We start from the raw sequence: 19,168 nt of genomic DNA on the forward strand, positions 1-19,168 counted from the left end.
GCGGCCTCGTCCCGACACCTGTATCACGCTCTGATACGACGAGCTTTCCCCCTTCGCACGTCTGCGACACTGGGTGACGTGCTGCAAGCAATCTCGCTGGACCGAATCGATCTTCGCGGCGCCGCCTCTGCGGACGGTGTCGACCGCGATCTGCTGCCCCGCGCCGAACTCGACGTGGAAGCCGCCCTGGACAAGGTGCGGCCGATCTGCGAGGACGTGCGCCATCGCGGCACCGAGGCCCTCATCGACTGCGCACGCCGCTTCGACGGCGTGGAGTTGACCGAGGTCAGAGTACCGGCAGCGGAGATCGACAAGGCCCTCGCCGAGCTCGACCCCCGGGTGCGGGCCGCGCTGGAGGAGTCGATCCGCCGCGCCCGCATCGTCCACCGCGAGCAGCGGCGCCAGGACACCACCGTCGCGGTGGTGCCCGGCGGCACCGTGACCGAGCGCTGGGTGCCGGTCGAGCGGGTCGGTCTCTACGTCCCCGGCGGTAACGCGGTGTATCCGTCCTCGGTCGTCATGAACGTCGTGCCCGCGCAGGAGGCGGGGGTGCGGTCGCTGGCCGTCACCTCCCCACCGCAGGCCGCTTTCGGCGGGCTGCCGCACCCCACGATCCTGGCCGCCTGCGCTCTCCTCGGGGTGGACGAGGTCTACGCCGCGGGCGGCGCCCAGGCGATCGCCATGTTCGCCTACGGGACGAGCGAGTGCGCGCCGACCAGTTTGGTGACCGGCCCGGGCAACATCTACGTGGCGGCGGCCAAACGCCTGCTCAAGGGCCGTATCGGCATCGACGCCGAGGCAGGCCCCACCGAGATCGCGATCCTGGCCGACGACTCCGCCGAGCCCGCGCACGTCGCCGCCGACCTGATCAGCCAGGCCGAGCACGACGTACTGGCCGCCGCCGTGCTGGTCACCCCCTCGACGGCACTGGCCGAGGCGGTCGACGCCGAGCTGACCCGGCAGGTTGCCGCGACCCGGCACCGCGAGCGGGTGGTCGAGTCGCTGACCGGCCGCCAGTCCGGCGTCGTGCTGGTCGACGACCTGGACCACGGGCTCGCGGTGGTGGACGCGTACGCCGCGGAGCACCTGGAGATCCAGACCGAGCGGGCCCCCGAGATCGCCGCCCGGGTCCGGAACGCCGGCGCGGTCTTCGTCGGCGCGTACGCCCCGGTCTCGCTCGGTGACTACTGCGCCGGGTCCAACCACGTGCTGCCGACGGGCGGTTGCGCCTGCCACTCCTCGGGTCTGTCCGTGCAGTCCTTCCTGCGCGGCATCCACGTCGTCGACTACGACCGGGACGCCCTCGCGGAGGTCGCCGGCCATGTCGTCACCCTCGCGGAGGCCGAGGACCTGCCGGCGCACGGCGACGCGCTGAAGGTCCGATTCGGCGGAGAGGTGCCGGGCCGATGACACGCATCGAGGAGCTGCCCGTCCGGGACGAGCTGCGCGGCAAGTCCCCGTACGGCGCGCCGCAGTTGGACGTCGCCGTGCGGCTGAACACCAACGAGAACCCGTACCCGCTGCCCGAGGCGCTGGTGGCCCGGATCGCCGAGCGGGTCACCGAGGCCGCGCGCGAGCTCAACCGGTACCCGGACCGCGATGCGACCGAGCTGCGCGCCGGGCTCGCCGCGTACCTGACCCGCACCGCCGGCCACCGGGTCGGTCCGGAGGGCGTCTGGGCCGCCAACGGCTCCAACGAGATCCTCCAGCAGCTGCTCCAGGCCTTCGGCGGACCGGGCCGCACGGCGCTCGGCTTCGAACCGTCGTACTCCATGCACGCGTTGATCGCCCGCGGCACCGGCACCGGCTGGCTCTCCGGCCCGCGCCGGGAGGACTTCACCATCGATGTCGACGCGGCCGTGGCGGTCATCGCCGAGCAGCGCCCGCACGTGATCTTCGTCTGCTCACCGAACAACCCCACCGGCACCGCCGTCGCCGCGCGGACGGTGGTCGCGCTGCACGAGGCCGCCCAGGCCGCTCGCCCGGACAGCGGCGCGCTGGTGGTGGTGGACGAGGCGTATGGCGAGTTCAGCCACCACCCCTCGCTGCTGCCGCTGATCGAGGGCCGGCCGAACCTGGTGCTCTCGCGCACCATGTCCAAGGCGTTCGGCGCCGCCGGGCTGCGGCTGGGCTATCTCGCCGCCGATCCGGCAGTCGTCGACGCCGTGCAGCTGGTGCGGTTGCCGTACCACCTCTCGGCCGTCACCCAGGCCACGGCGCTCGCCGCGCTGGAGCACACCGATACGCTGTTGGGGTACGTCGAGCAGCTCAAAGCCGAGCGTGACCGCATCGTCGCGGAACTGCGTGCGACCGGCCTCGAAGTCACCGAATCCGACGCGAACTTCGTCCAGTTCGGCCGCTTCGAGGGCCCCGCCGCCACGAGCACGCTCCCGCTGACGGCGCACGAGATGTGGCAGGCCCTGCTCGACAGGGGCGTGCTGGTCCGGGACAACGGCGTACCCGGCCGACTGCGGGTGACCGCGGGCACGCCGGCGGAGAACGACGCGTTCCTGGACGCGGTACGCGCAGTGACGAAGGAGAACAACCGATGACCCGCGCAGGCCGGGTGGAACGCACCACCAAGGAAACCTCCGTCGTCGTGGAGCTGGCGCTCGACGGCACGGGCAAGGTCGACGTCACCACCGGAGTCGGCTTCTTCGACCACATGCTCGACCAGCTCGGTCGGCACGGTCTCTTCGATCTCACGGTCAAGACCGAGGGCGATCTGCACATCGACAGCCACCACACGATCGAGGACACCTCGCTCGCGCTGGGCGCCGCGTTCCGGCAGGCGCTCGGCGACAAGCGCGGCATCGTGCGCTTCGCCAACTCCTCGGTGCCGCTGGACGAGTCGCTGGCCAACGTCACCGTCGACCTCTCCGGCCGTCCCTACCTCGTGCACAGCGAGCCCGAGGGAATGGCCCAGATGATCGGCCCCGACTACGACACCACGATGACCCGGCACATCCTGGAGTCCTTCGTGGCGCAGGCACAGGTCGCGCTGCACGTTCACGTGCCGTACGGGCGCAACGCGCACCACATCGTGGAGTGCCAGTTCAAGGCGCTCGCGCGAGCGCTGCGCGGTGCCAGCGAGATCGACCCGCGGCAGACCGGCATCCCCTCCACCAAGGGCGCTCTGTGAACACGGTCTCCACCCTGCTGATCTTCGTCGGTCTCTTTCTGCTGGGTGGGGTCGTCTCCTTCTGGAAGCAGGGCATGCCCAAGGGCGTGATCGTGCTGCTCGGCCTCTGCTCGGCGATGGCGTTGGCCGCCGGCATCATGCGACTGGAGTGACGTGATGAGTACCGCCAGGAAGCAGGTCGTCGTCTTCGACTACGGCTTCGGGAACGTGCGCTCCGCCGAGCGGGCGCTGGCCAGGGCCGGCGCCGAGGTGGAGATCACCGGGGACTACGACCGGGCGATGAACGCCGACGGCCTGCTCGTGCCCGGCGTAGGTGCCTTCGGCGCCTGCATGGCCGGGTTGAAGCAGGCGCGCGGCGACTGGGTCATCGGCCGCCGGCTCTCCGGCGGACGCCCGGTCATGGGTATCTGCGTCGGGATGCAGATCCTCTTCTCGCGCGGCGTCGAGCACGGAGTGGAGGCCGAGGGCCTCGACGAGTGGCCCGGCACGGTCGGCCCGCTGAAGGCCGACGTCGTACCGCACATGGGCTGGAACACCGTTCGGGCCCCGGAGGACAGTGCGCTCTTCGCCTCGCTGCCCCGCGACGCCCGCTACTACTTCGTCCACTCCTACGCCGCGCACGACTGGGAGATGGAGGCCCTCAGCGCCTCCATCCGCGCCCCCCTGGTCACGTGGTCCACGCACGGCGAGGACTTCGTCGCCGCCGTGGAGAACGGTCCGCTGTGGGCCACCCAGTTCCACCCCGAGAAGTCCGGCGACGCCGGAGCACAGCTGCTGACCAACTGGATCGAGAGTCTTTAGATGACCGCCGCACTTGAGCTTCTGCCCGCCGTCGACGTACGGGACGGCCAGGCCGTACGCCTGGTCCACGGAGAGTCCGGCTCGGAGACCTCCTACGGCGACCCGCTCCAGGCCGCGCTCGCCTGGCAGAGTGCCGGTGCCCAGTGGCTGCACCTGGTCGACCTCGACGCCGCCTTCGGCACCGGTGACAACCGTGAGCAGATCGCCGAGGTCGCCCGCTCCATGGACATCAGGGTCGAGCTGTCCGGCGGCATCCGGGACGACGAGACCCTGGCCGCCGCGCTGGCCACCGGGTGCACCCGCGTCAACCTCGGTACGGCCGCGCTGGAGAGCCCCGAGTGGGTCGCCAAGGTCATCGCCGAGCACGGCGACCGGATCGCGGTCGGTCTGGACGTGCGCGGCACCACACTGCGCGGGCGCGGCTGGACCCGCGACGGCGGCGATCTGTACGAGACGCTGGAGCGCCTGAACGCCGAGGGCTGCGCCCGGTACGTGGTCACCGACATCAACAAGGACGGCACCCTCCAGGGCCCGAACCTGGAGCTGCTGGCCGGCGTCTGCGCCGCCACCGACCGTCCCGTCGTCGCCTCGGGCGGCGTCTCTTCGCTGGAGGACCTGCGGACGATCGCGTCCCTGGTGCCGCAGGGCGTGGAGGGTGCGATCGTGGGCAAGGCGCTTTACGCGAAGGCGTTCACCCTCGAAGAGGCACTGGAGGCGGTTTCGGCATGACCATCGAGCGCGTGCAGTCCGACAGTCCGTGGGAAGAGTCGATCGGGTTCGCGCGCGCGGTGGCCGCGGGCGACCGGGTGCTGGTCGGCGGTACGACGCCCTTCCGGGGCGGGGTGCTGCACGGCGAGGGCGACCCGTACCAGCAGGCGAGGGCGGCGGGCGAGAACGCGCTGGCCGCGCTCGACCGCTTCGGTCTCGGTGTCGACGCGGTCGTCCGCACTCGCCTGTACATCACCCACAGCCGCGACGTGGACGCGGTCAGCCGGGCGCACAAGGAGCTGTTCGACGAGGCACGGCCGGTGTGCACGCTGGTCGTGGTCTCCGGCTTCGTGGACTCCCGCATCCTGGTCGAGATCGAAGTCGAAGCATTCCGAGGATCGCAAGGAGCATAGGTCCGTGACCCTGGCCGTACGAGTCATTCCCTGCCTGGACGTGGACGGCGGCCGGGTCGTCAAGGGCGTCAACTTCCAGAACCTGCGCGACGCCGGTGATCCGGTCGAGATGGCCGGGGTCTACGACGCCGAGGGCGCCGACGAGCTGACCTTCCTCGACATCACCGCCTCCTCCGGCGACCGGGAGACCACCTACGAGATGGTGCGCCGCACCGCCGAACAGGTCTTCATCCCGCTCACGGTGGGCGGCGGCGTACGCACCCCCGAGGACGTCGACCGGCTGCTGCGGGCGGGCGCCGACAAGGTCGGGGTGAACACCGCGGCCATCGCCCGGCCCGAGTTGATCCGGGAGATCGCCGAGCGCTTCGGTCGGCAGGTGCTGGTGCTCTCGGTGGACGCGCGCCGCTGCCGGGAGGACTCCGAGCACCCGCCGACGTCCTCGGGGTTCGAGGTGACCACCCACGGCGGCCGGCGGGGCACCGGGATCGACGCGGTCGAATGGGCCGAGCGGGCGGGGGAGTTGGGCGCGGGCGAGATCCTGCTCAACTCGATGGACGCCGACGGCACCAGAGCCGGGTACGACACCGGGATGATCGCCGCCGTGCGTGCCCGGGTCGGCGTGCCGGTCATCGCCTCGGGCGGTGCGGGCAGCCCGTCCGACTTCCCGCCCGCGGTGGAGGCGGGCGCCGACGCGGTGCTGGCGGCGTCGGTCTTCCACTTCGGCGATCTGCGGATCGGCGAGGTGAAGGAGACCCTGCGCGCGGCCGGGCACCCGGTGCGCTGAGCCTTCCGCTCGCGGGCCCCCACCGTACGTACGCCTCCGGAGGTACGACGCGGGCCGCGGCACGTGCTGCCGTGCCCGACGCGCCCACGTCTCCCGCCGCTGAGCTCAACGGCTGTGCGCAGTACCGGTGTTGGGCGAGGCGGCGGCGGTGCCCCGGAGAGTGCGGACGCCCGGTCCGGGGCACCTGCCGGCCGGACTGCTCAGGCCGAGTAGCCCTTCGGCGGGATGAGGCTGGCGAGCTGGCTGAAGTTCAGCCAGTAGATCTGCCAGCCGTTGAAGGACGCGGAGTCGGCGATCAGCACCGTGTTGTGGAGGGTGTCGTAGCCGATGACCGTGAAGTAGTGGTAGATCGTCTGGCCCGGCGGGTAGCCCGGAGGCTGGTTGCCGGGCGGCGCGACGATGTTGGCCACGATCGGGTGGTTGCTGTCCATGTCCGCGATGACGTCCGACCAGAGCAGGTCGATCTGCGCCTGGGTCGGCGGGTCGTTGGGCATCTCGCGGGTGAAGTAGGTCCCGGAGTCGACACGGTTGTTGAGGACCCTGGTGATCTGGCCGATGTGGTCGGTGCCGCCCTGGTGGGTGCCGAGTTCGGCCGCGAAGGTCGCCTGGTTGGGGACGGGGACCCGGGCGGAGAGCGCGCAGCGCGTCGCCGCGGGGCCGCACCAGTAGCCGGTCTCCTGGACCTAGTAGTCGACCTGGAGCACCCGCTCGTTCTGGGTGTGCACCTTCTTGGTGCGCAGTACCGGGAACTGGCTGCGGTGTCCGGAGACGACCTCGGTCTCGACCTGAACGCCGTTGGGGTGAGCGGGACTCGGGGGGATCGGCGCCGGCGGCTGGCCGGGCCCGTTCTTTCCGGAGGCGGCGCGGGCGGTGCCGGTGGAGAGCAGGGCGCCGGTGGCGGTGAGTGCCAGGGCGCTTGCGAAGGCTCTTCGTCGCATGAGCGGTTCCTTCACTGTGGGGGATGCGCAATGGGCATTGAACCGGCATGAGCATGCCACAGCGAAAACGCTCTGGGGAGGGGCGGCGCAGGGACCGGCAGCTATTTGCGAACAGTGCTGTCTGTTCTGGTGGGGCGTTGTTCCGGCACCTGGCGCAGCCATTGGTCCGCACACGGTTCGGAGGGCTCCCCGCCCACGGCGGAAAGCCCTCCGACTGCTCCTGTGATGCGGGCCGCGGCCCTCCGGCCACCCCTGCCGGGGCAGTCCGGACGGACTCAGAAGCCGAGCTTCGCCACCCGGACCTTGGCCACCGCGTTCTCCTCGCCCTCCAGGGCCACATCAGCCACGGACTGGCGTCCCCACACGAACATCAGCAGCTCCGAGGGCTCACCGGTGACGGTGACCACCGGGGCGCCCTTGTGCGCCACGGCGGTCTGCCCGTTCGGCCGCCGCAGCACCAGGCCGACCGGCGACTTTCGGCCGAACATCCGGGCACCGGACTCCAGCCGGCGCCACAGCACGTCGGCGAAGACCGGGTCCAGCTCGCGCGGGGACCAGCCCGGCTGGGCGCGGCGCACATCCTCGGCGTGGACGTAGAACTCAACGGTGTTGGCCGCCTCGTCGACCTGCTTGAGTGCGAACGGCGACGCCTTGGGCGGGCCGGTGCGCACGAGCCGGACCAGCTCCTCGTACGGCTTGGCGGCGAACTCCCCGCTCACCCGCTCCAGCCGCGACTGGAGCGGCTTCAGGAAGGCGCCGGCGGCGGCGTCCGCACGGCGCTCGCGCACCAGTACGTGGACGGCCAGATCACGGGCCGTCCAACCCTCGCACAGCGTCGGCGACTCGGGGCCCGCGCTCTCCAACAGGTCGGCCAGCAGCAGGCGTTCACGCTTGGCATGTGTAGACATAACGCCACCCTAAGGGCGTACGGAGCGCGGTGCGATGCGCCGCGCGGCCGGCGCCCTCGGCAGGCTGTCCACCCGCCGGACAGATCCGGGAACCAGGTTTCGTCGGCCGAGGCGATCGCGGCAGAATGCGACCATGCCTCCCACTCCGTCACCCCAGCAGCCCCCGCCGCCCGACGCCGGGGGCACGCCCGACCCCGGGAGCCCGCTCGACCCCGCTCTCGCCGCGCGGCTCAAGCGGAACGCGGACGGCCTGCTGCCCGCCGTGGCCCAGCAGTACGACACCGGCGAGGTGCTGATGCTCGGCTGGATGGACGACGAGGCGCTGCACCGCACCCTGACCACCGGCCGCTGCACCTACTGGAGCCGCAGCAGGGGCGAGTACTGGGTGAAGGGCGACACCTCGGGGCACTTCCAGCACGTCAAGTCGGTTGCTCTGGACTGCGACGGGGACACGCTGCTGGTGCGCGTCGACCAGATCGGCGCGGCCTGTCACACCGGCGACAGAACCTGCTTCGACGCCGACCCGCTCCCGGTGTCCGGACCCACCGACGCCACCGACGCCACCGACGCCACCGACGGGGCAGCGGGGGAGAGCGGCCGGCCGGTGCGGGCGGGGCAGACGGGTGCCGCGGAAGCACACATCACGAGGGACGACACCACCGGAGCCGCCGGCGAGAGCGGCGCCGGACAGCCCACCGAGGACGCCGCACGGCACCGTGCCGAAGGCGCCGACGCCATCGAGGAGCGCGCGTGACCACACCCGATCTGGAGACCTTCCGCACGCTTGCCAAGGACCGCCGGGTGATCCCCGTCACCCGGCGCCTGCTGGCGGACGGCGACACTCCCGTCGCGCTCTACCGCAAGCTCGCCGCAGAGCGGCCCGGCACCTTCCTGCTGGAGTCGGCCGAGAACGGCCGCACCTGGTCGCGCTACTCCTTCGTCGGCGTGCGCAGCGCCGCCACCCTGACCGTTCGGGACGGCCGGGCGCACTGGCTCGGCACCCCGCCCGTGGGCGTACCCACCGACGGCGATCCGCTGGTGGCGCTGCGCGCCACGGTGGAGGCGCTGCACACCCCGCGCGACCCCGAACTGCCCCCGTTCACCGGTGGCATGGTCGGCTACCTCGGCTACGACGTCGTACGCCGGCTGGAGCGCATCGGCGACAGCACCACCGACGATCTGCAGCTGCCCGAGCTGACCATGCTGCTCGCCTCGGACCTCGCGGTGCTCGACCACCGCGACGGCACCGTGCTGCTGATCGCCAACGCCATCAACCACAACGACCTCGACACCGGCGTCGACGAGGCGTACGAGGACGCGCTGGACCGCCTCGACTCCATGACCGCCGACCTGTCCCGGTCCGCCGACGTCAGCGCCACCCCGCTGCCGGCCTCGGAAGTGCCCGACTACCGCGAGCGCTGGGGCGGAGACCGGTACCGCGAGGCGGTCTCGGACATCAAGGAGCGGATCAGGGCCGGCGAGGCCTTCCAGGTCGTGCCTTCCCAGCGCTTCGAGGCGCCCTGTTCGGCCTCCGCGCTGGACATCTACCGGGTGCTGCGCACCAGCAACCCCAGCCCGTACATGTATCTGCTGCGCTTCGGCGGCCACGACGAGAGCGATCCGTCGGCGGACGGCTTCGACGTCGTGGGCTCCTCGCCGGAGGCGCTGGTGAAGGTTGCCGACGGGCAGGCGATGATGCACCCCATCGCCGGCACCAGGCCGCGCGGGGAGAGCCCGAAGCAGGACGCGGAGCTGGGCGAGGAGCTGCTCGCCGATCCCAAGGAGCGGGCCGAGCACCTGATGCTCGTCGACCTCGGGCGCAACGATCTCGGACGGGTGTGCCGACCTGGCAGTGTCGAGGTCGTCGACTTCATGACGGTCGAGCGCTACAGCCACGTGATGCACATCGTCTCCACCGTCACCGGCCAACTCGCCGCCGACCGAACGGCGTTCGACGCGCTCACCGCCTGCTTCCCGGCCGGCACGCTCTCCGGCGCCCCCAAGCCGAGGGCCCTGCGCATCATCGAGGAGCTGGAGCCGACCAGGCGCGGGCTCTACGGCGGCTGCGTCGGCTACCTGGACTTCGCCGGCGACGCGGACACCGCGATCGCCATCCGCACCGCGGTGCTGCGCGACGGCACGGCCTACGTCCAGGCGGGCGCCGGAGTCGTCGCCGACTCCGATCCCGTCGCCGAGGACACCGAATGCCGCAACAAGGCGGCAGCGGTCCTGAGGGCAGTGAGGACGGCCGAACTCCTCGGCGGTAGCGTGGAACGGTGACCGCCACGCCCTCCACCCCCCGCAGCAGCGCGCCCCGCCGCGCCCTGGGAGCCGCCCTGCCGGGCGGCGCGCTGGGCGCCACCCTCATCCTCGTCGCCGCAGGGCAGACCTGGGCCGAGGGCAGTGCGGCGATCGGCCGGGCGCGCACCGACATCCAGGTGACCGGCAGCGAGGTGACTGGGCTGCCGAGTGCGCTCGCCCTGGTCGGACTCGCCGCCCTGGTCGCGGTGTTCGCCGTGCGCCGCAAGGGCCGTACCGCCGTCGCCGCGCTGCTCGCACTGTGCGGGCTGGGCGTCGTCGTCTCCGCGCTGCTGGCCACGGCCGACACCGGCGCGCTCGAGGAGCGGGCCGCCGAGGCCACCGGCCTGGCCGACGCCGCGGTCGACCGGGTCAGCCACAGCCCCTGGCCGTACGCAGCGGTGGCCGGCGGTGTGCTGCTGCTCCTCGCCGGTCTGCTCGCGCTGCGCTTCGGCCGGTACTGGCCCGCCATGGGCGGCAGGTACGAGCGTTCCGGCTCCACTCGTCGCGGCGGTGCGACGCGACGGGCCCGGCCGGAGGCACAGGAGCGGCCGGAGGACCTCTGGCAGGCGCTGGATCGCGGCGAGGACCCGACAGAGCACACCGGCCGGGAACGGCCCGGGCGTACGGAATCGGCCCGGCAGGCCGCCGCCCCCGCGCCCGGAAGGCAGCACGATCCGGGCAGCGGACAGGACCCGGACGCCGCGCAGGACCCGGACGCCGCGCAGGACCCGGGCCCCGTGCGCGACTCCGGCGGCCCGGCCGGGCCCGGGGGCGAGGGTGACCAAGCCCATGGCGGAGCAGGATCACGCTCCTGACACAATGGGCGGGAAGCATCCCGCCGCACCGCGGCCCGAAGACGGATCTACGAGGAGCACTTTCATGGCCGACACCAGCCACGGTCACACCCCCGCAGCCTGGACCGGCGTGACCATCGCCATGATCGGGTTCTGCGTCGGCAGCGTCTTCATGGTGATGGCCGAGCCGCTCGGCGTGATTGCCGGCTGCGCCGTCGTACTCCTCGGCGGGGTCGTCGGCATGATCATGCGTTCGATGGGTCTGGGCCAGCCCAAGGACACCCCGGAGCGGGTCGCCGCCCGGGAGACAGCCGTCGCAAGGGGCTGAACCACCCCGTCTCCGTGTGCCGACCGGGCGCGGCGCCGCATTCGTGCGGCTCGCCGCGCCCGTCGGTGTTTGGTGCGCCGACCGGGTCCGCACACCCTGGAGGGATGATCACCTCCCGGCTCCCCGCGCTCGGCGTGCTCGGCTGTGTGCTGCTCGCCCTCGGTTACGTCGGCGCGGTCGATCCCCATGAGCCGGGCCACTATCCGCTCTGCCCGGTTCTGCGGTACAGCGGGCTGCTCTGCCCCGGCTGCGGCGGCCTGCGCAGCGTGCACGCGCTGGTGCACGGCGATCTGACGGCCGCGTTCGCCGCGAACGCCTTCGTGGTGGTCGTGCTGCTGGCTGCGGCGGGGGGTTGGGCCGCGTGGTTCGCGCGTCCCGCGTTCCGCCCGCGGGTGCCGCTGACGCTGGTGTGGTCGGCCGGCGCGGTGCTGCTGGTCTTCACGGTGCTGCGCAACCTGCCGCCGGGTGCCGCGCTGGCCCCGTAGCCGCATCCGGCATGTGAGACCGGTGGTGGGCGGATGTGAAGGACGTGAGGATCGGCGGATACCATCACAGTGCTGACCGTGACGATCCGTACGGCTGCCGGCGGAGCTCGTCACGACCACCGGGCAGGCCGCTCGGGACGGCGGAGACCGCCGCTTCCGGTGCGACCGCAGACCGCAGACCGATCAGAGAGAGGGGCCTCGTGTGAGTGTGCTCGACGAGATCATCGACGGAGTCCGTGCGGACCTCGCCGAGCGCCAGGAGCGCGTCAGCCTCGACGACCTCAAGGAGCGCGTGGAGCGTGCACCCCGCGCCAAGGACGGCGTCGCGGCGCTGAAGGGCGACAGCGTCAAGGTCATCTGCGAGGTGAAGCGCTCCAGCCCCTCCAAGGGCGCGCTCGCCGCCATCGCCGACCCCGCCGCACTCGCCGGCGACTACGAGGCGGGCGGCGCCGCCGTGATCTCGGTCCTCACCGAGGAGCGCAGATTCGGCGGCTCGCTGGCCGATCTGGAGGCAGTGCGCGCCCGGGTCGACATCCCGGTGCTGCGCAAGGACTTCATCGTCACCTCCTACCAACTGTGGGAGGCCCGTGCGCACGGCGCCGACGTGGCGCTGCTGATCGTCGCCGCGCTGGAGCAGCCCGCGCTGGTCTCGCTCATCGAGCGGGCCGAGTCGATCGGCCTGACTCCGCTCGTGGAGGTCCACGACGAGGAGGAGGCCGAGCGGGCGGTGGACGCGGGCGCCAGGATCATCGGCGTCAACGCCCGTGACCTGCGGACCCTGGAGATCGATCGGGACAACTTCGCCCGGGTCGCGCCCGAGATCCCGGACGGGATCGTCAAGATCGCGGAGTCCGGAGTGCGCGGCCCCCACGACCTCATCGCCTACGCCAACGAGGGCGCCGACGCCGTCCTGGTCGGCGAGTCCCTGGTCACCGGCAAGGACCCGCAGGCCGCGGTGGCCGATCTGGTCGCCGCCGGCGCGCACCCGGCACTGAGGCACGGACGCTGACCGTGCCCCGTCACCCCGCCGCCCCGATCGAGTGCGGAGCGCCGCGCCTCGCGTTGCCGCCCTGGCACCGCGGCTGCCGCGCGCCCGCGCGCCGGGTGCGGGGCCGGCGCGTCAGGTACCACATCGGTGCGGAGCCCGGCCAGATCAACGGAAGGCGATGGCGCGGCTGACGGCGCCACCTCCGCGACACACCCCACCATGGGACACCGGCCCGCCGCCGGCCGTTCCGGTGCGCCCGTGCGCACGGTGGTGCGCGCGGCTGCCGCCGTCCGCGAGCCGAGTCGACTTCCCACCGCACACAGCCGGGTCCGCCGCCGTGCGCCGCCGTACGCCCCGTGCGTACGCGTCGGCCGGCGGCTCCCGCGAGGAGCTCACCGAGATGTCCACAGACTTCTTCCTGCCCGATCCCGACGGCCGGGTGCCCAGCAGCGCCGGCTACTTCGGGGCCTTCGGCGGCAAGTTCATCCCCGAGGCGCTGGTCGCCGCGGTGGACGAGGTTGCCGCCGAGTACGAGAAGGCCAAGGCGGATCCCGCCTTCGCGGCCGAGCTGAACGACCTGCTGGTCAACTACACCGGGCGGCCCAGCGCGCTCACCGAGGTGAAGCGCTTCGCCGAACACGCGGGCGGGGCCCGGGTGTTCCTCAAGCGCGAGGACCTCAACCACACCGGCTCGCACAAGATCAACAACGTTCTCGGGCAGGCCCTGCTCACCCGGCGGATGGGCAAGACCCGGGTGATCGCCGAGACCGGAGCCGGCCAGCACGGCGTCGCGACGGCCACCGCCTGCGCGCTGTTCGGCCTCGAATGCACCATCTACATGGGCGAGATCGACACCGAGCGCCAGGCGCTCAACGTCGCCCGGATGCGGATGCTCGGCGCCGAGGTCGTCCCGGTCGCCTCCGGAAGCCGCACCCTGAAGGACGCCATCAACGAGGCGTTCCGCGACTGGGTCGCCAACGTCGACCGCACCCACTACCTCTTCGGCACGGTCGCCGGACCGCACCCGTTCCCGGCGATGGTGCGCGACTTCCACCGGGTCATCGGGGTCGAGGCCAGGCGGCAGATCCTGGAGCGTACCGGACGGCTGCCGGACGCCGTCGCGGCCTGCGTCGGCGGCGGCTCCAACGCCATCGGACTCTTCCACGCCTTCCTGCCGGACCGGGAGGTGCGCATCGTCGGGCTGGAGGCCGCGGGGCACGGAGTCGACTCCGGCGAGCACGCCGCCACGCTGACAGTCGGGGAACCCGGTATCCTGCACGGCTCCCGCTCCTACGTCCTCCAGGACGACGAGGGCCAGATCACCGAGCCGTACTCGATCAGCGCGGGTCTGGACTACCCGGGCATCGGCCCCGAGCACGCGTACCTCAAGGACTCCGGACGCGGCGAGTACCGCCCGGTGACAGACGACGAGGCGATGCAGGCGCTGCGGCTGCTGTCCGAGACCGAGGGCATCATCCCGGCGATCGAGAGCGCCCACGCGCTCGCCGGCGCCCTCGACCTCGGCAGCGAACTCGGCAGCGAGGGACTGGTCCTGGTCAACCTCTCCGGCCGCGGTGACAAGGACATGGACACCGCCGCCCGTTACTTCGAGCTCTACGACGAGGAGGCCGAGTGATGGCCGGCAGCACCGAACTCTCCGGGCAGCGCGCGCTGTTGACCGGCACCCTGGCCGCTGCCCGGGAGGAGGGCCGGGCCGCGCTCGTCGGCTACCTCCCCGCCGGCTTCCCCACCGTGGAGGGCGGGATCGCCGCCTGCACCGAGATGCTGCGCAGCGGCTGCGACATCGTGGAGGTCGGGCTCCCGCACAGCGACCCGGTGCTGGACGGCCCGGTCATCCAGACCGCCGACGACATCGCGCTGCGCGGCGGGGTGCGGATCGTCGACGTACTGCGCACGGTGCGCGAGGCGCACGCCGCCACCGGCGCCCCGGTGCTGGTCATGACGTACTGGAACCCCATCGACCGGTACGGCCCCGAGCGCTTCGCCGCCGAGCTCGCGGCGGCCGGTGGCGCGGGCTGCATCCTGCCCGACCTGCCGGTCGAAGAGGCCGACCTGTGGCGCAAGACCGCCGAGGAGCACCAGCTCGCCACGGTCTTCGTGGTCGCCCCCAGCAGCAGGGACGAGCGGCTGGCGAAGATCACCGCCGCCGGCAGCGGATTCGTCTACGCCGCTTCGCTGATGGGCGTCACCGGCACCAGGAAGTCCGTCGGCCGCGAGGCCGAGGCGCTGGTGACGCGGGTACGGGCGGCCGACGACCGGCTGCCGGTCTGCGTCGGCCTCGGTGTCTCCGACGGCGAACAGGCCGCGGAGGTCGCCCGGTTCGCCGACGGCGTCATCGTCGGCTCCGCCTTCGTCAAGCGGCTGCTCGACCACCCGGACGATCTGCAGGCCGGCCTCGCCGCCGTCCGTGAGCTCGCGCAGGAGCTGGCCGACGGCGTACGCCGCTGACCCCTCCCGGGCGTGCGGTCCGGCCGGCTCGAACCCGGGCCGGCCGGCCGCGCCCGCCGAGCGCGCCGCCCCGCGGCGGTCGGCTCCGCGCGGGGCGGGGGCCGTTACGCACACGCGTGCCCCGGGGCTGTACGCGCGGGCCGGTCCCAGTACGCACGCGAGGGCGGTCACGGGGCGTGCAGCCGCAGGACCGCGCGCTCCGCACCGGCCGGCGGCTCGCCGCGCAGGGAGACCGCGATCATCGTCGCGAAGGCCAACGGCACGGTCCAGGAGGCCGGTTGGGCCAGCAGCACCGTCACCAGTCCGGAGTGGCCCTCGGTGAGCGCCGAGGCGAGCGCGGCGCCGGTCGCCGTGAGCGCGCCCACCACCAGACCGCTCGCCGCACCCCGCACGGTGAGCCGCGGCCACCAGATGCCGAGCACCAGCAGCGGGCAGAACGTGGATGCCGCCACCGCGAACGCCCAGCCCACCAGCATGTTGATGTCCAGATGCGCGGCGGGCAGCGACAGGCCCACCGAGACCAGCGCGCCGGCGGCGACCGCCAGCCGCAGCCGCGAGAGCCGGCCCACGAGCCCCCGACCGCCGAAGAGGTCGTGCGAGAGGCCGCCCGCCAGCGCCAGCAGCAGCCCGGAGCTGGTCGAGAGGAACGCCGCGAAGGCGCCGGCCGCCACCAGTGCGGTGAGCACACTGCCCAGCGCGCCGGGCACCGCCTCCCCGGGCAGTACGACGGCGACGGTGTCGGTCGCGTTGCTGTGCACCAGGTGCGGGGTCAACACCCGTCCGAGCAGCCCGTACACGGCGGGGAAGAGGTAGAACAGGCCGAGCAGCGCGATCACGATCACCCCGACCCTGCGGGCGGCGCGGGCGCTGGGGCTGGTGTGGAAGCGCATGATCACGTGCGGCAGGCCGATCGCGCCGAGGGTCGTCGCCAGCAGCATCGACCAGGTGGCGAGCAGCGGATGGCCGGAGTTCTCGATGTCCAGCAGCGGGCGGCTCCAGCTCTCCGGCACACCCACCGGGGTCAGCGCGTCCGCCCGGACCTCCGGGCCGACGTGGACCATCAGATAGACCGCGGGCACCGCGATGAAGACCAGCTTCACCAGGTAGTGGAACGCCTGGACATACGTCGCCGAGCGCATCCCGCCCACCGCGATCGAGCCGCTGACCACCACGCCGGCCAGCACCACCCCCACCCAGTACGGCGTCCCGCTCACCAGTTGCAGCACCACGCCCGCGCCCTTGAACTGCGGCACCAGATAAAGCCACATGATCACCAGGACGATCGCCCCGCACAGCTTCCGGATCGCAGGCGAACCCAGCCGGTACTCCGCGAAGTCCGGGACCGTGTACGCCCCTGAGCGGCGCATCGGCCCGGCCACCAGCGCCACCACGGCGACGTACCCGGCCGTGAAGCCGATCGCGATCCACAGGGTGCCGATGCCGTTCTTCAGCAGCAGCCCGGCAAGTCCGAGGACGGAGGCGGCCGATACGTACTCCCCGGCGATCGCCATGGCGTTCCGGCCGGTGCCCACCCGGCGGGAGGCGACCAGGAAATCGGGGGCGGTACGGGCCGCGCGCACCCCGTACACGCCGATCGCCAGACTCGCGGCGATCAGCAGACCGATCGCCAGCAGACCGGTCAACCCCGTTCCCCCGCGGGAGGGTCGGGCACCCGGGCGTCGATGCGCTCGGCGGTGCGCACATGCAGCGCCGCGATCACCAGCAGCACCGGGTAGGTCGCGGACATCAGCACCAGCCAGGACAGCGGGAGCCCCGAGACGGTCAGATCCGCCGGCGCGGGGGCCGCCGCGAGCAGCCCGCTGGTTCCGAAGAGCACCAGGCCCAGCAGCGCCACCGTGCGCAGCGCCGCCCGCCGCTGCTCCCGGAAGACGCGGGCCGCGCGCTGCGGGTCGGCGGGTCCGGGCAGCGGCAGCGAGCCGCGCACACCCCGCGAGCGCCGGGCCAGGGCGATCCTGGTCTGCGGGCTGGTGACCTTGACCCGGCGGCCCCCGCTCATCTGGCCGCCCTGCCCATCTGGCCGCTGCGGGCCGCGTCGATGAGGTGCTCCTTGAGTCCGCGCGCGTGTCGCCGGCTCACCGGTACGTCGCCGGCCGGCGTACAGGCGACCAGCCCGGCGGAGCTGGTCACCCGCAGGTCGTGCACCCAGCCGACCGCGACCAGATAGCCGCGGTGGACCCGTACGAAACCCGAGGGTGCCCAGACCTCCTCCAGGTAGGACAGCGAGAGCCGGATGAGATGGGTGTCCTCGGCCGTGTGCAGCCGTACGTAGTCGCCGTGCGCCTCCGCGTACTGGATGTCGTCGCGGCGGACGAAGACGGTGCGGCGGCTGTGCTCGATCTGCACCACCGCCAACTCGTCGGCGGGCGGGGCCGACAGGGCGCCGCGGGGCCGTCGCGCGATGCGGGCCACCGACTCGGCCAGGCGCTCGGGGCGGACCGGCTTGAGGAGGTAGTCCACCGCCCCGATCCCGAACGCTTCGATGGCGTGCGACTCCGAGGCCGTGACGAAGACGATCGCCGGGGGCTCGGAGAGCATGCTGGTCACCCGAGCCACGTCCATGCCGGTCAGCCCCGGCATGGAGATGTCCAGGAAGACCGCGTCGAAGGTGGAGCCGCCGAGCAGGCGGACCGCGCCCTCGCCGCTGTCGGCGGCGCTGACCTCGGCTATCTCGGGGAGGTCGCCGAGCAGTTCGGTCAGCTCGGCCCTGGTGTGCTGCTCGTCCTCGACCACCAGGACCGACAGCGCCGACGGGGCGCCGGACGCCTCGGTCTGTCGCGACTGCGCCGGAAGCCGGGTCACTGCGCCACCACTCCTCGTCTGTACCGGGGCACCCGGGCCTCGACCCGGGTGCCGTGGTCCGGCGCCGTTTCGATCAGCAGGCCGAACTCCTGGCCGTACACGGTGCGCAGCCGCTGGTCCACGTTGGCCAGCCCCACGCCCTTGGACCGCGGTCCGCTGCCCGCGAGGATCGCCCGGGCCAGTTCGGGATCCATCCCGACGCCGTCGTCCTCGATCTCGATGACGCACATCGTGCCCTCGCCGTAGCCGGAGACACCGATGTGGCCGCGGCCCGCCTTCTTCTCCAGCCCGTGCCGGACGGCATTCTCCACGATGGGCTGGACCACCAGGAAGGGGATGGCGACGGGAAGGATCTCCGGCGCCATCCGTACGGTGATCTCCAGCCGGTCGTCGAACCGCGCGCTCTGAAGCTCCAAATAGGTCTGGATCGCCTGGAGTTCGGCGGCGACGGTCGCGTAGTCGCCCTTGGTGGAGAAGCTGTAGCGCAGGTAGTCGGCGAAGTCCGTCAGCAGGCCGCGCGCCCGGGTGGGGTCGCTGCGGATGTGGGCGGCGATCACCGCCAGCGCGTTGTGCAGGAAGTGCGGCGAGATCTGCGCCCGCAGGGTCCGCAGATCGGCCGCGGCGATACGGGCGCGCGCGCCGCTCAGCTCGGCGTGGTCCAACGCCTCGGCGACCAGACCGGCGACCTCGCTCAGGTCCTCCGCCGCGACCTCGCCCGCGGCGATCACACAGCCGGCCAGCTCGTCCGCGACCAGCAACGGCGCGGCGCACAGCGGCGGCTGGCGCAGGGCCTCCCCGCGCGCGTACACCTCGTCGAGCAGCGCGCCGGCCTCGCTGCCCGGCGGCAGCGAACCGTGCTGGGCGGCCGGGCCCTCCAGATCGGCGAGGACGACCGCGTCGGCGTCCAGCAGTCTGCGGATGCGGCGGGCTGCCGCTGTGCCGCCGCTGCCGTGCAGCCCGCCGCGCAGGTCGCTGCCGAGCAACCGTGCCTCCCGCAGCGCGGCGACGGTGGCGCCGGCACCCGTGTCGACGCTCGAAGCCGAGCCCCGGCGCCAGAGGCTGCCGGGCCGGCGTGCCGGGTACCACGGTCTCCACTCCACGCGGAGACCGTAACGCAGCACGCCGCAGGTGGAACCCGTCGTGGAGACGCCCGTTCGCGGCAGCGGGGCGGTACGGCGGCCGTGCGCCGCAGAGCGCCGCGCGCGGAACACCGGAGGACGCCGGGAGGGCGCGGGAGGACGTACGCCCCGTCCGGGCCCGACTGCTCGGTCCGGACGGGGCGTTCACCG

20 protein-coding genes and 3 pseudogenes are annotated in these 19,168 nt (G+C 72.7%); 17 read left to right on the forward strand and 6 right to left on the reverse strand.

All coding sequences use genetic code 11. The features are described 5' to 3' along the window. The first annotated feature begins 78 nt into the window (after window positions 1-78). Genes hisD through hisF form a run of 8 tightly spaced genes read left to right on the forward strand, consistent with a single transcriptional unit; the run spans window position 79 to window position 5,848 of the window. Window positions 79-1,410 (forward strand): histidinol dehydrogenase, encoded by a 1,332-nt coding sequence (gene hisD, locus JGS22_RS18660; RefSeq protein WP_308405746.1) that lies wholly within the window; start codon window positions 79-81, stop codon window positions 1,408-1,410. Continuing rightward, window positions 1,407-2,552 (forward strand): histidinol-phosphate transaminase, encoded by a 1,146-nt coding sequence (locus JGS22_RS18665; protein ID WP_211038955.1) that lies wholly within the window; start codon window positions 1,407-1,409, stop codon window positions 2,550-2,552. Before hisD ends, JGS22_RS18665 begins: the two co-directional genes overlap by 4 nt. After that, on the forward strand, window positions 2,549-3,142 hold the full coding sequence (gene hisB, locus JGS22_RS18670; RefSeq protein WP_211038956.1) for an imidazoleglycerol-phosphate dehydratase HisB: 594 nt from the start codon (window positions 2,549-2,551) through the stop codon (window positions 3,140-3,142). The genes JGS22_RS18665 and hisB overlap by 4 nt, the downstream gene beginning before the upstream one ends. Then, window positions 3,139-3,294 (forward strand): CG2302 family histidine operon protein, encoded by a 156-nt coding sequence (locus JGS22_RS18675; protein WP_211038957.1) that lies wholly within the window; start codon window positions 3,139-3,141, stop codon window positions 3,292-3,294. The genes hisB and JGS22_RS18675 overlap by 4 nt, the downstream gene beginning before the upstream one ends. Window positions 3,295-3,298: 4 nt before the next feature. Continuing rightward, on the forward strand, window positions 3,299-3,943 hold the full coding sequence (gene hisH / locus JGS22_RS18680; protein WP_211038958.1) for an imidazole glycerol phosphate synthase subunit HisH: 645 nt from the start codon (window positions 3,299-3,301) through the stop codon (window positions 3,941-3,943). After that, on the forward strand, window positions 3,944-4,672 hold the full coding sequence (priA, locus tag JGS22_RS18685) for a bifunctional 1-(5-phosphoribosyl)-5-((5-phosphoribosylamino)methylideneamino)imidazole-4-carboxamide isomerase/phosphoribosylanthranilate isomerase PriA (protein ID WP_211038959.1): 729 nt from the start codon (window positions 3,944-3,946) through the stop codon (window positions 4,670-4,672). Continuing rightward, the gene (locus tag JGS22_RS18690) at window positions 4,669-5,064 is read left to right on the forward strand and encodes a RidA family protein (protein ID WP_211038960.1); all 396 of its coding nucleotides are present in this window, start codon (window positions 4,669-4,671) and stop codon (window positions 5,062-5,064) included. Before priA ends, JGS22_RS18690 begins: the two co-directional genes overlap by 4 nt. Window positions 5,065-5,068: 4 nt before the next feature. After that, window positions 5,069-5,848 carry an imidazole glycerol phosphate synthase subunit HisF gene (gene hisF / locus JGS22_RS18695; protein WP_211038961.1) on the forward strand — a complete coding sequence of 260 codons (780 nt, stop codon included), beginning with the start codon at window positions 5,069-5,071 and terminating at the stop codon, window positions 5,846-5,848. A 200-nt stretch (window positions 5,849-6,048) separates the two neighbouring features. On the opposite strand, the pseudogene JGS22_RS18700 reads toward hisF, so the two are convergent. Next, window positions 6,049-6,786: pseudogene (locus JGS22_RS18700) on the reverse strand (C39 family peptidase). A gap of 275 nt (window positions 6,787-7,061) precedes the next feature. Continuing rightward, window positions 7,062-7,694, reverse strand: a complete 633-nt coding sequence (locus JGS22_RS18705) for a TIGR03085 family metal-binding protein (protein ID WP_211038962.1) — start codon at window positions 7,692-7,694, stop codon at window positions 7,062-7,064. A gap of 125 nt (window positions 7,695-7,819) precedes the next feature. Between JGS22_RS18705 and hisI the strand changes: the two are divergent. From hisI to trpA, 9 genes and pseudogenes are all read left to right on the forward strand, one after another. Continuing rightward, a pseudogene (gene hisI, locus JGS22_RS18710) lies at window positions 7,820-8,235 on the forward strand (phosphoribosyl-AMP cyclohydrolase); the annotation flags it as partial. A 209-nt stretch (window positions 8,236-8,444) separates the two neighbouring features. Next, the gene (locus JGS22_RS18715) at window positions 8,445-9,974 is read left to right on the forward strand and encodes an anthranilate synthase component I (RefSeq protein ID WP_211038963.1); all 1,530 of its coding nucleotides are present in this window, start codon (window positions 8,445-8,447) and stop codon (window positions 9,972-9,974) included. Then, a pseudogene (locus JGS22_RS18720) lies at window positions 9,971-10,588 on the forward strand (TIGR02234 family membrane protein); the annotation flags it as partial. The gene JGS22_RS18715 and the pseudogene JGS22_RS18720, both read left to right, overlap by 4 nt. A gap of 286 nt (window positions 10,589-10,874) precedes the next feature. Continuing rightward, window positions 10,875-11,117, forward strand: coding sequence for an HGxxPAAW family protein (locus tag JGS22_RS18725; protein ID WP_211038965.1), 243 nt, complete (start codon window positions 10,875-10,877; stop codon window positions 11,115-11,117). A 104-nt stretch (window positions 11,118-11,221) separates the two neighbouring features. Further along, window positions 11,222-11,602 (forward strand): DUF2752 domain-containing protein, encoded by a 381-nt coding sequence (locus tag JGS22_RS18730; RefSeq protein ID WP_211038966.1) that lies wholly within the window; start codon window positions 11,222-11,224, stop codon window positions 11,600-11,602. A gap of 202 nt (window positions 11,603-11,804) precedes the next feature. Further along, window positions 11,805-12,611, forward strand: coding sequence for an indole-3-glycerol phosphate synthase TrpC (gene trpC / locus JGS22_RS18735; RefSeq protein ID WP_211038967.1), 807 nt, complete (start codon window positions 11,805-11,807; stop codon window positions 12,609-12,611). A 26-nt stretch (window positions 12,612-12,637) separates the two neighbouring features. Then, window positions 12,638-12,781, forward strand: a complete 144-nt coding sequence (gene trpM, locus JGS22_RS27440; protein ID WP_372454321.1) for a tryptophan biosynthesis modulator TrpM — start codon at window positions 12,638-12,640, stop codon at window positions 12,779-12,781. Between the two features lie 209 nt (window positions 12,782-12,990). Beyond that, window positions 12,991-14,226, forward strand: a complete 1,236-nt coding sequence (gene trpB / locus JGS22_RS18740; protein WP_211038968.1) for a tryptophan synthase subunit beta — start codon at window positions 12,991-12,993, stop codon at window positions 14,224-14,226. Continuing rightward, entirely contained in the window at window positions 14,226-15,059 is an 834-nt protein-coding gene (gene trpA / locus JGS22_RS18745) for a tryptophan synthase subunit alpha (RefSeq protein ID WP_211038969.1), read from the forward strand. The genes trpB and trpA overlap by 1 nt, the downstream gene beginning before the upstream one ends. A 167-nt stretch (window positions 15,060-15,226) precedes the next feature. Here the strand turns inward: trpA and JGS22_RS18750 are convergent, their stop codons facing one another. The 4 genes from JGS22_RS18750 to JGS22_RS18765 are packed head-to-tail and all read right to left on the reverse strand — an operon-like array spanning window position 15,227 to window position 18,979. After that, window positions 15,227-16,702 (reverse strand): sodium/solute symporter, encoded by a 1,476-nt coding sequence (locus JGS22_RS18750; protein ID WP_211038970.1) that lies wholly within the window; start codon window positions 16,700-16,702, stop codon window positions 15,227-15,229. Further along, the gene (locus tag JGS22_RS18755; RefSeq protein ID WP_211038971.1) at window positions 16,699-17,076 is read right to left on the reverse strand and encodes a hypothetical protein; all 378 of its coding nucleotides are present in this window, start codon (window positions 17,074-17,076) and stop codon (window positions 16,699-16,701) included. The genes JGS22_RS18750 and JGS22_RS18755 overlap by 4 nt, the downstream gene beginning before the upstream one ends. Then, window positions 17,073-17,879, reverse strand: coding sequence for a LytR/AlgR family response regulator transcription factor (locus tag JGS22_RS18760; protein WP_308405747.1), 807 nt, complete (start codon window positions 17,877-17,879; stop codon window positions 17,073-17,075). The genes JGS22_RS18755 and JGS22_RS18760 overlap by 4 nt, the downstream gene beginning before the upstream one ends. Then, complete coding sequence (locus tag JGS22_RS18765; RefSeq protein WP_308405748.1) at window positions 17,876-18,979, reverse strand: sensor histidine kinase; 1,104 nt, start codon at window positions 18,977-18,979, stop codon at window positions 17,876-17,878. Before JGS22_RS18765 ends, JGS22_RS18760 begins: the two co-directional genes overlap by 4 nt. Window positions 18,980-19,168 lie beyond the last annotated feature (189 nt).

The sequence above is a fragment of the Streptomyces tardus genome (genome assembly GCF_018101125.2).
Taxonomy (GTDB): Bacteria; Actinomycetota; Actinomycetes; order Streptomycetales; family Streptomycetaceae; genus Streptomyces; species Streptomyces tardus.

What these genes read in the sequence shown, in the direction of transcription:
- JGS22_RS18665 (WP_211038955.1), top strand. Translation starts at nt 1,407, where the DNA reads ATGACACGCATCGAGGAGCTGCCCGTCCGGGACGAGCTGCGCGGCAAG.
- hisB (WP_211038956.1), top strand. Translation starts at nt 2,549, where the DNA reads ATGACCCGCGCAGGCCGGGTGGAACGCACCACCAAGGAAACCTCCGTC.
- hisH (WP_211038958.1), top strand. Translation starts at nt 3,299, where the DNA reads ATGAGTACCGCCAGGAAGCAGGTCGTCGTCTTCGACTACGGCTTCGGG.
- priA (WP_211038959.1), top strand. Translation starts at nt 3,944, where the DNA reads ATGACCGCCGCACTTGAGCTTCTGCCCGCCGTCGACGTACGGGACGGC.
- JGS22_RS18690 (WP_211038960.1), top strand. Translation starts at nt 4,669, where the DNA reads ATGACCATCGAGCGCGTGCAGTCCGACAGTCCGTGGGAAGAGTCGATC.
- JGS22_RS18705 (WP_211038962.1), bottom strand. Translation starts at nt 7,694, where the DNA reads ATGTCTACACATGCCAAGCGTGAACGCCTGCTGCTGGCCGACCTGTTG.
- JGS22_RS18725 (WP_211038965.1), top strand. Translation starts at nt 10,875, where the DNA reads ATGGCCGACACCAGCCACGGTCACACCCCCGCAGCCTGGACCGGCGTG.
- JGS22_RS18730 (WP_211038966.1), top strand. Translation starts at nt 11,222, where the DNA reads ATGATCACCTCCCGGCTCCCCGCGCTCGGCGTGCTCGGCTGTGTGCTG.
- trpB (WP_211038968.1), top strand. Translation starts at nt 12,991, where the DNA reads ATGTCCACAGACTTCTTCCTGCCCGATCCCGACGGCCGGGTGCCCAGC.
- trpA (WP_211038969.1), top strand. Translation starts at nt 14,226, where the DNA reads ATGGCCGGCAGCACCGAACTCTCCGGGCAGCGCGCGCTGTTGACCGGC.
- JGS22_RS18755 (WP_211038971.1), bottom strand. Translation starts at nt 17,076, where the DNA reads ATGAGCGGGGGCCGCCGGGTCAAGGTCACCAGCCCGCAGACCAGGATC.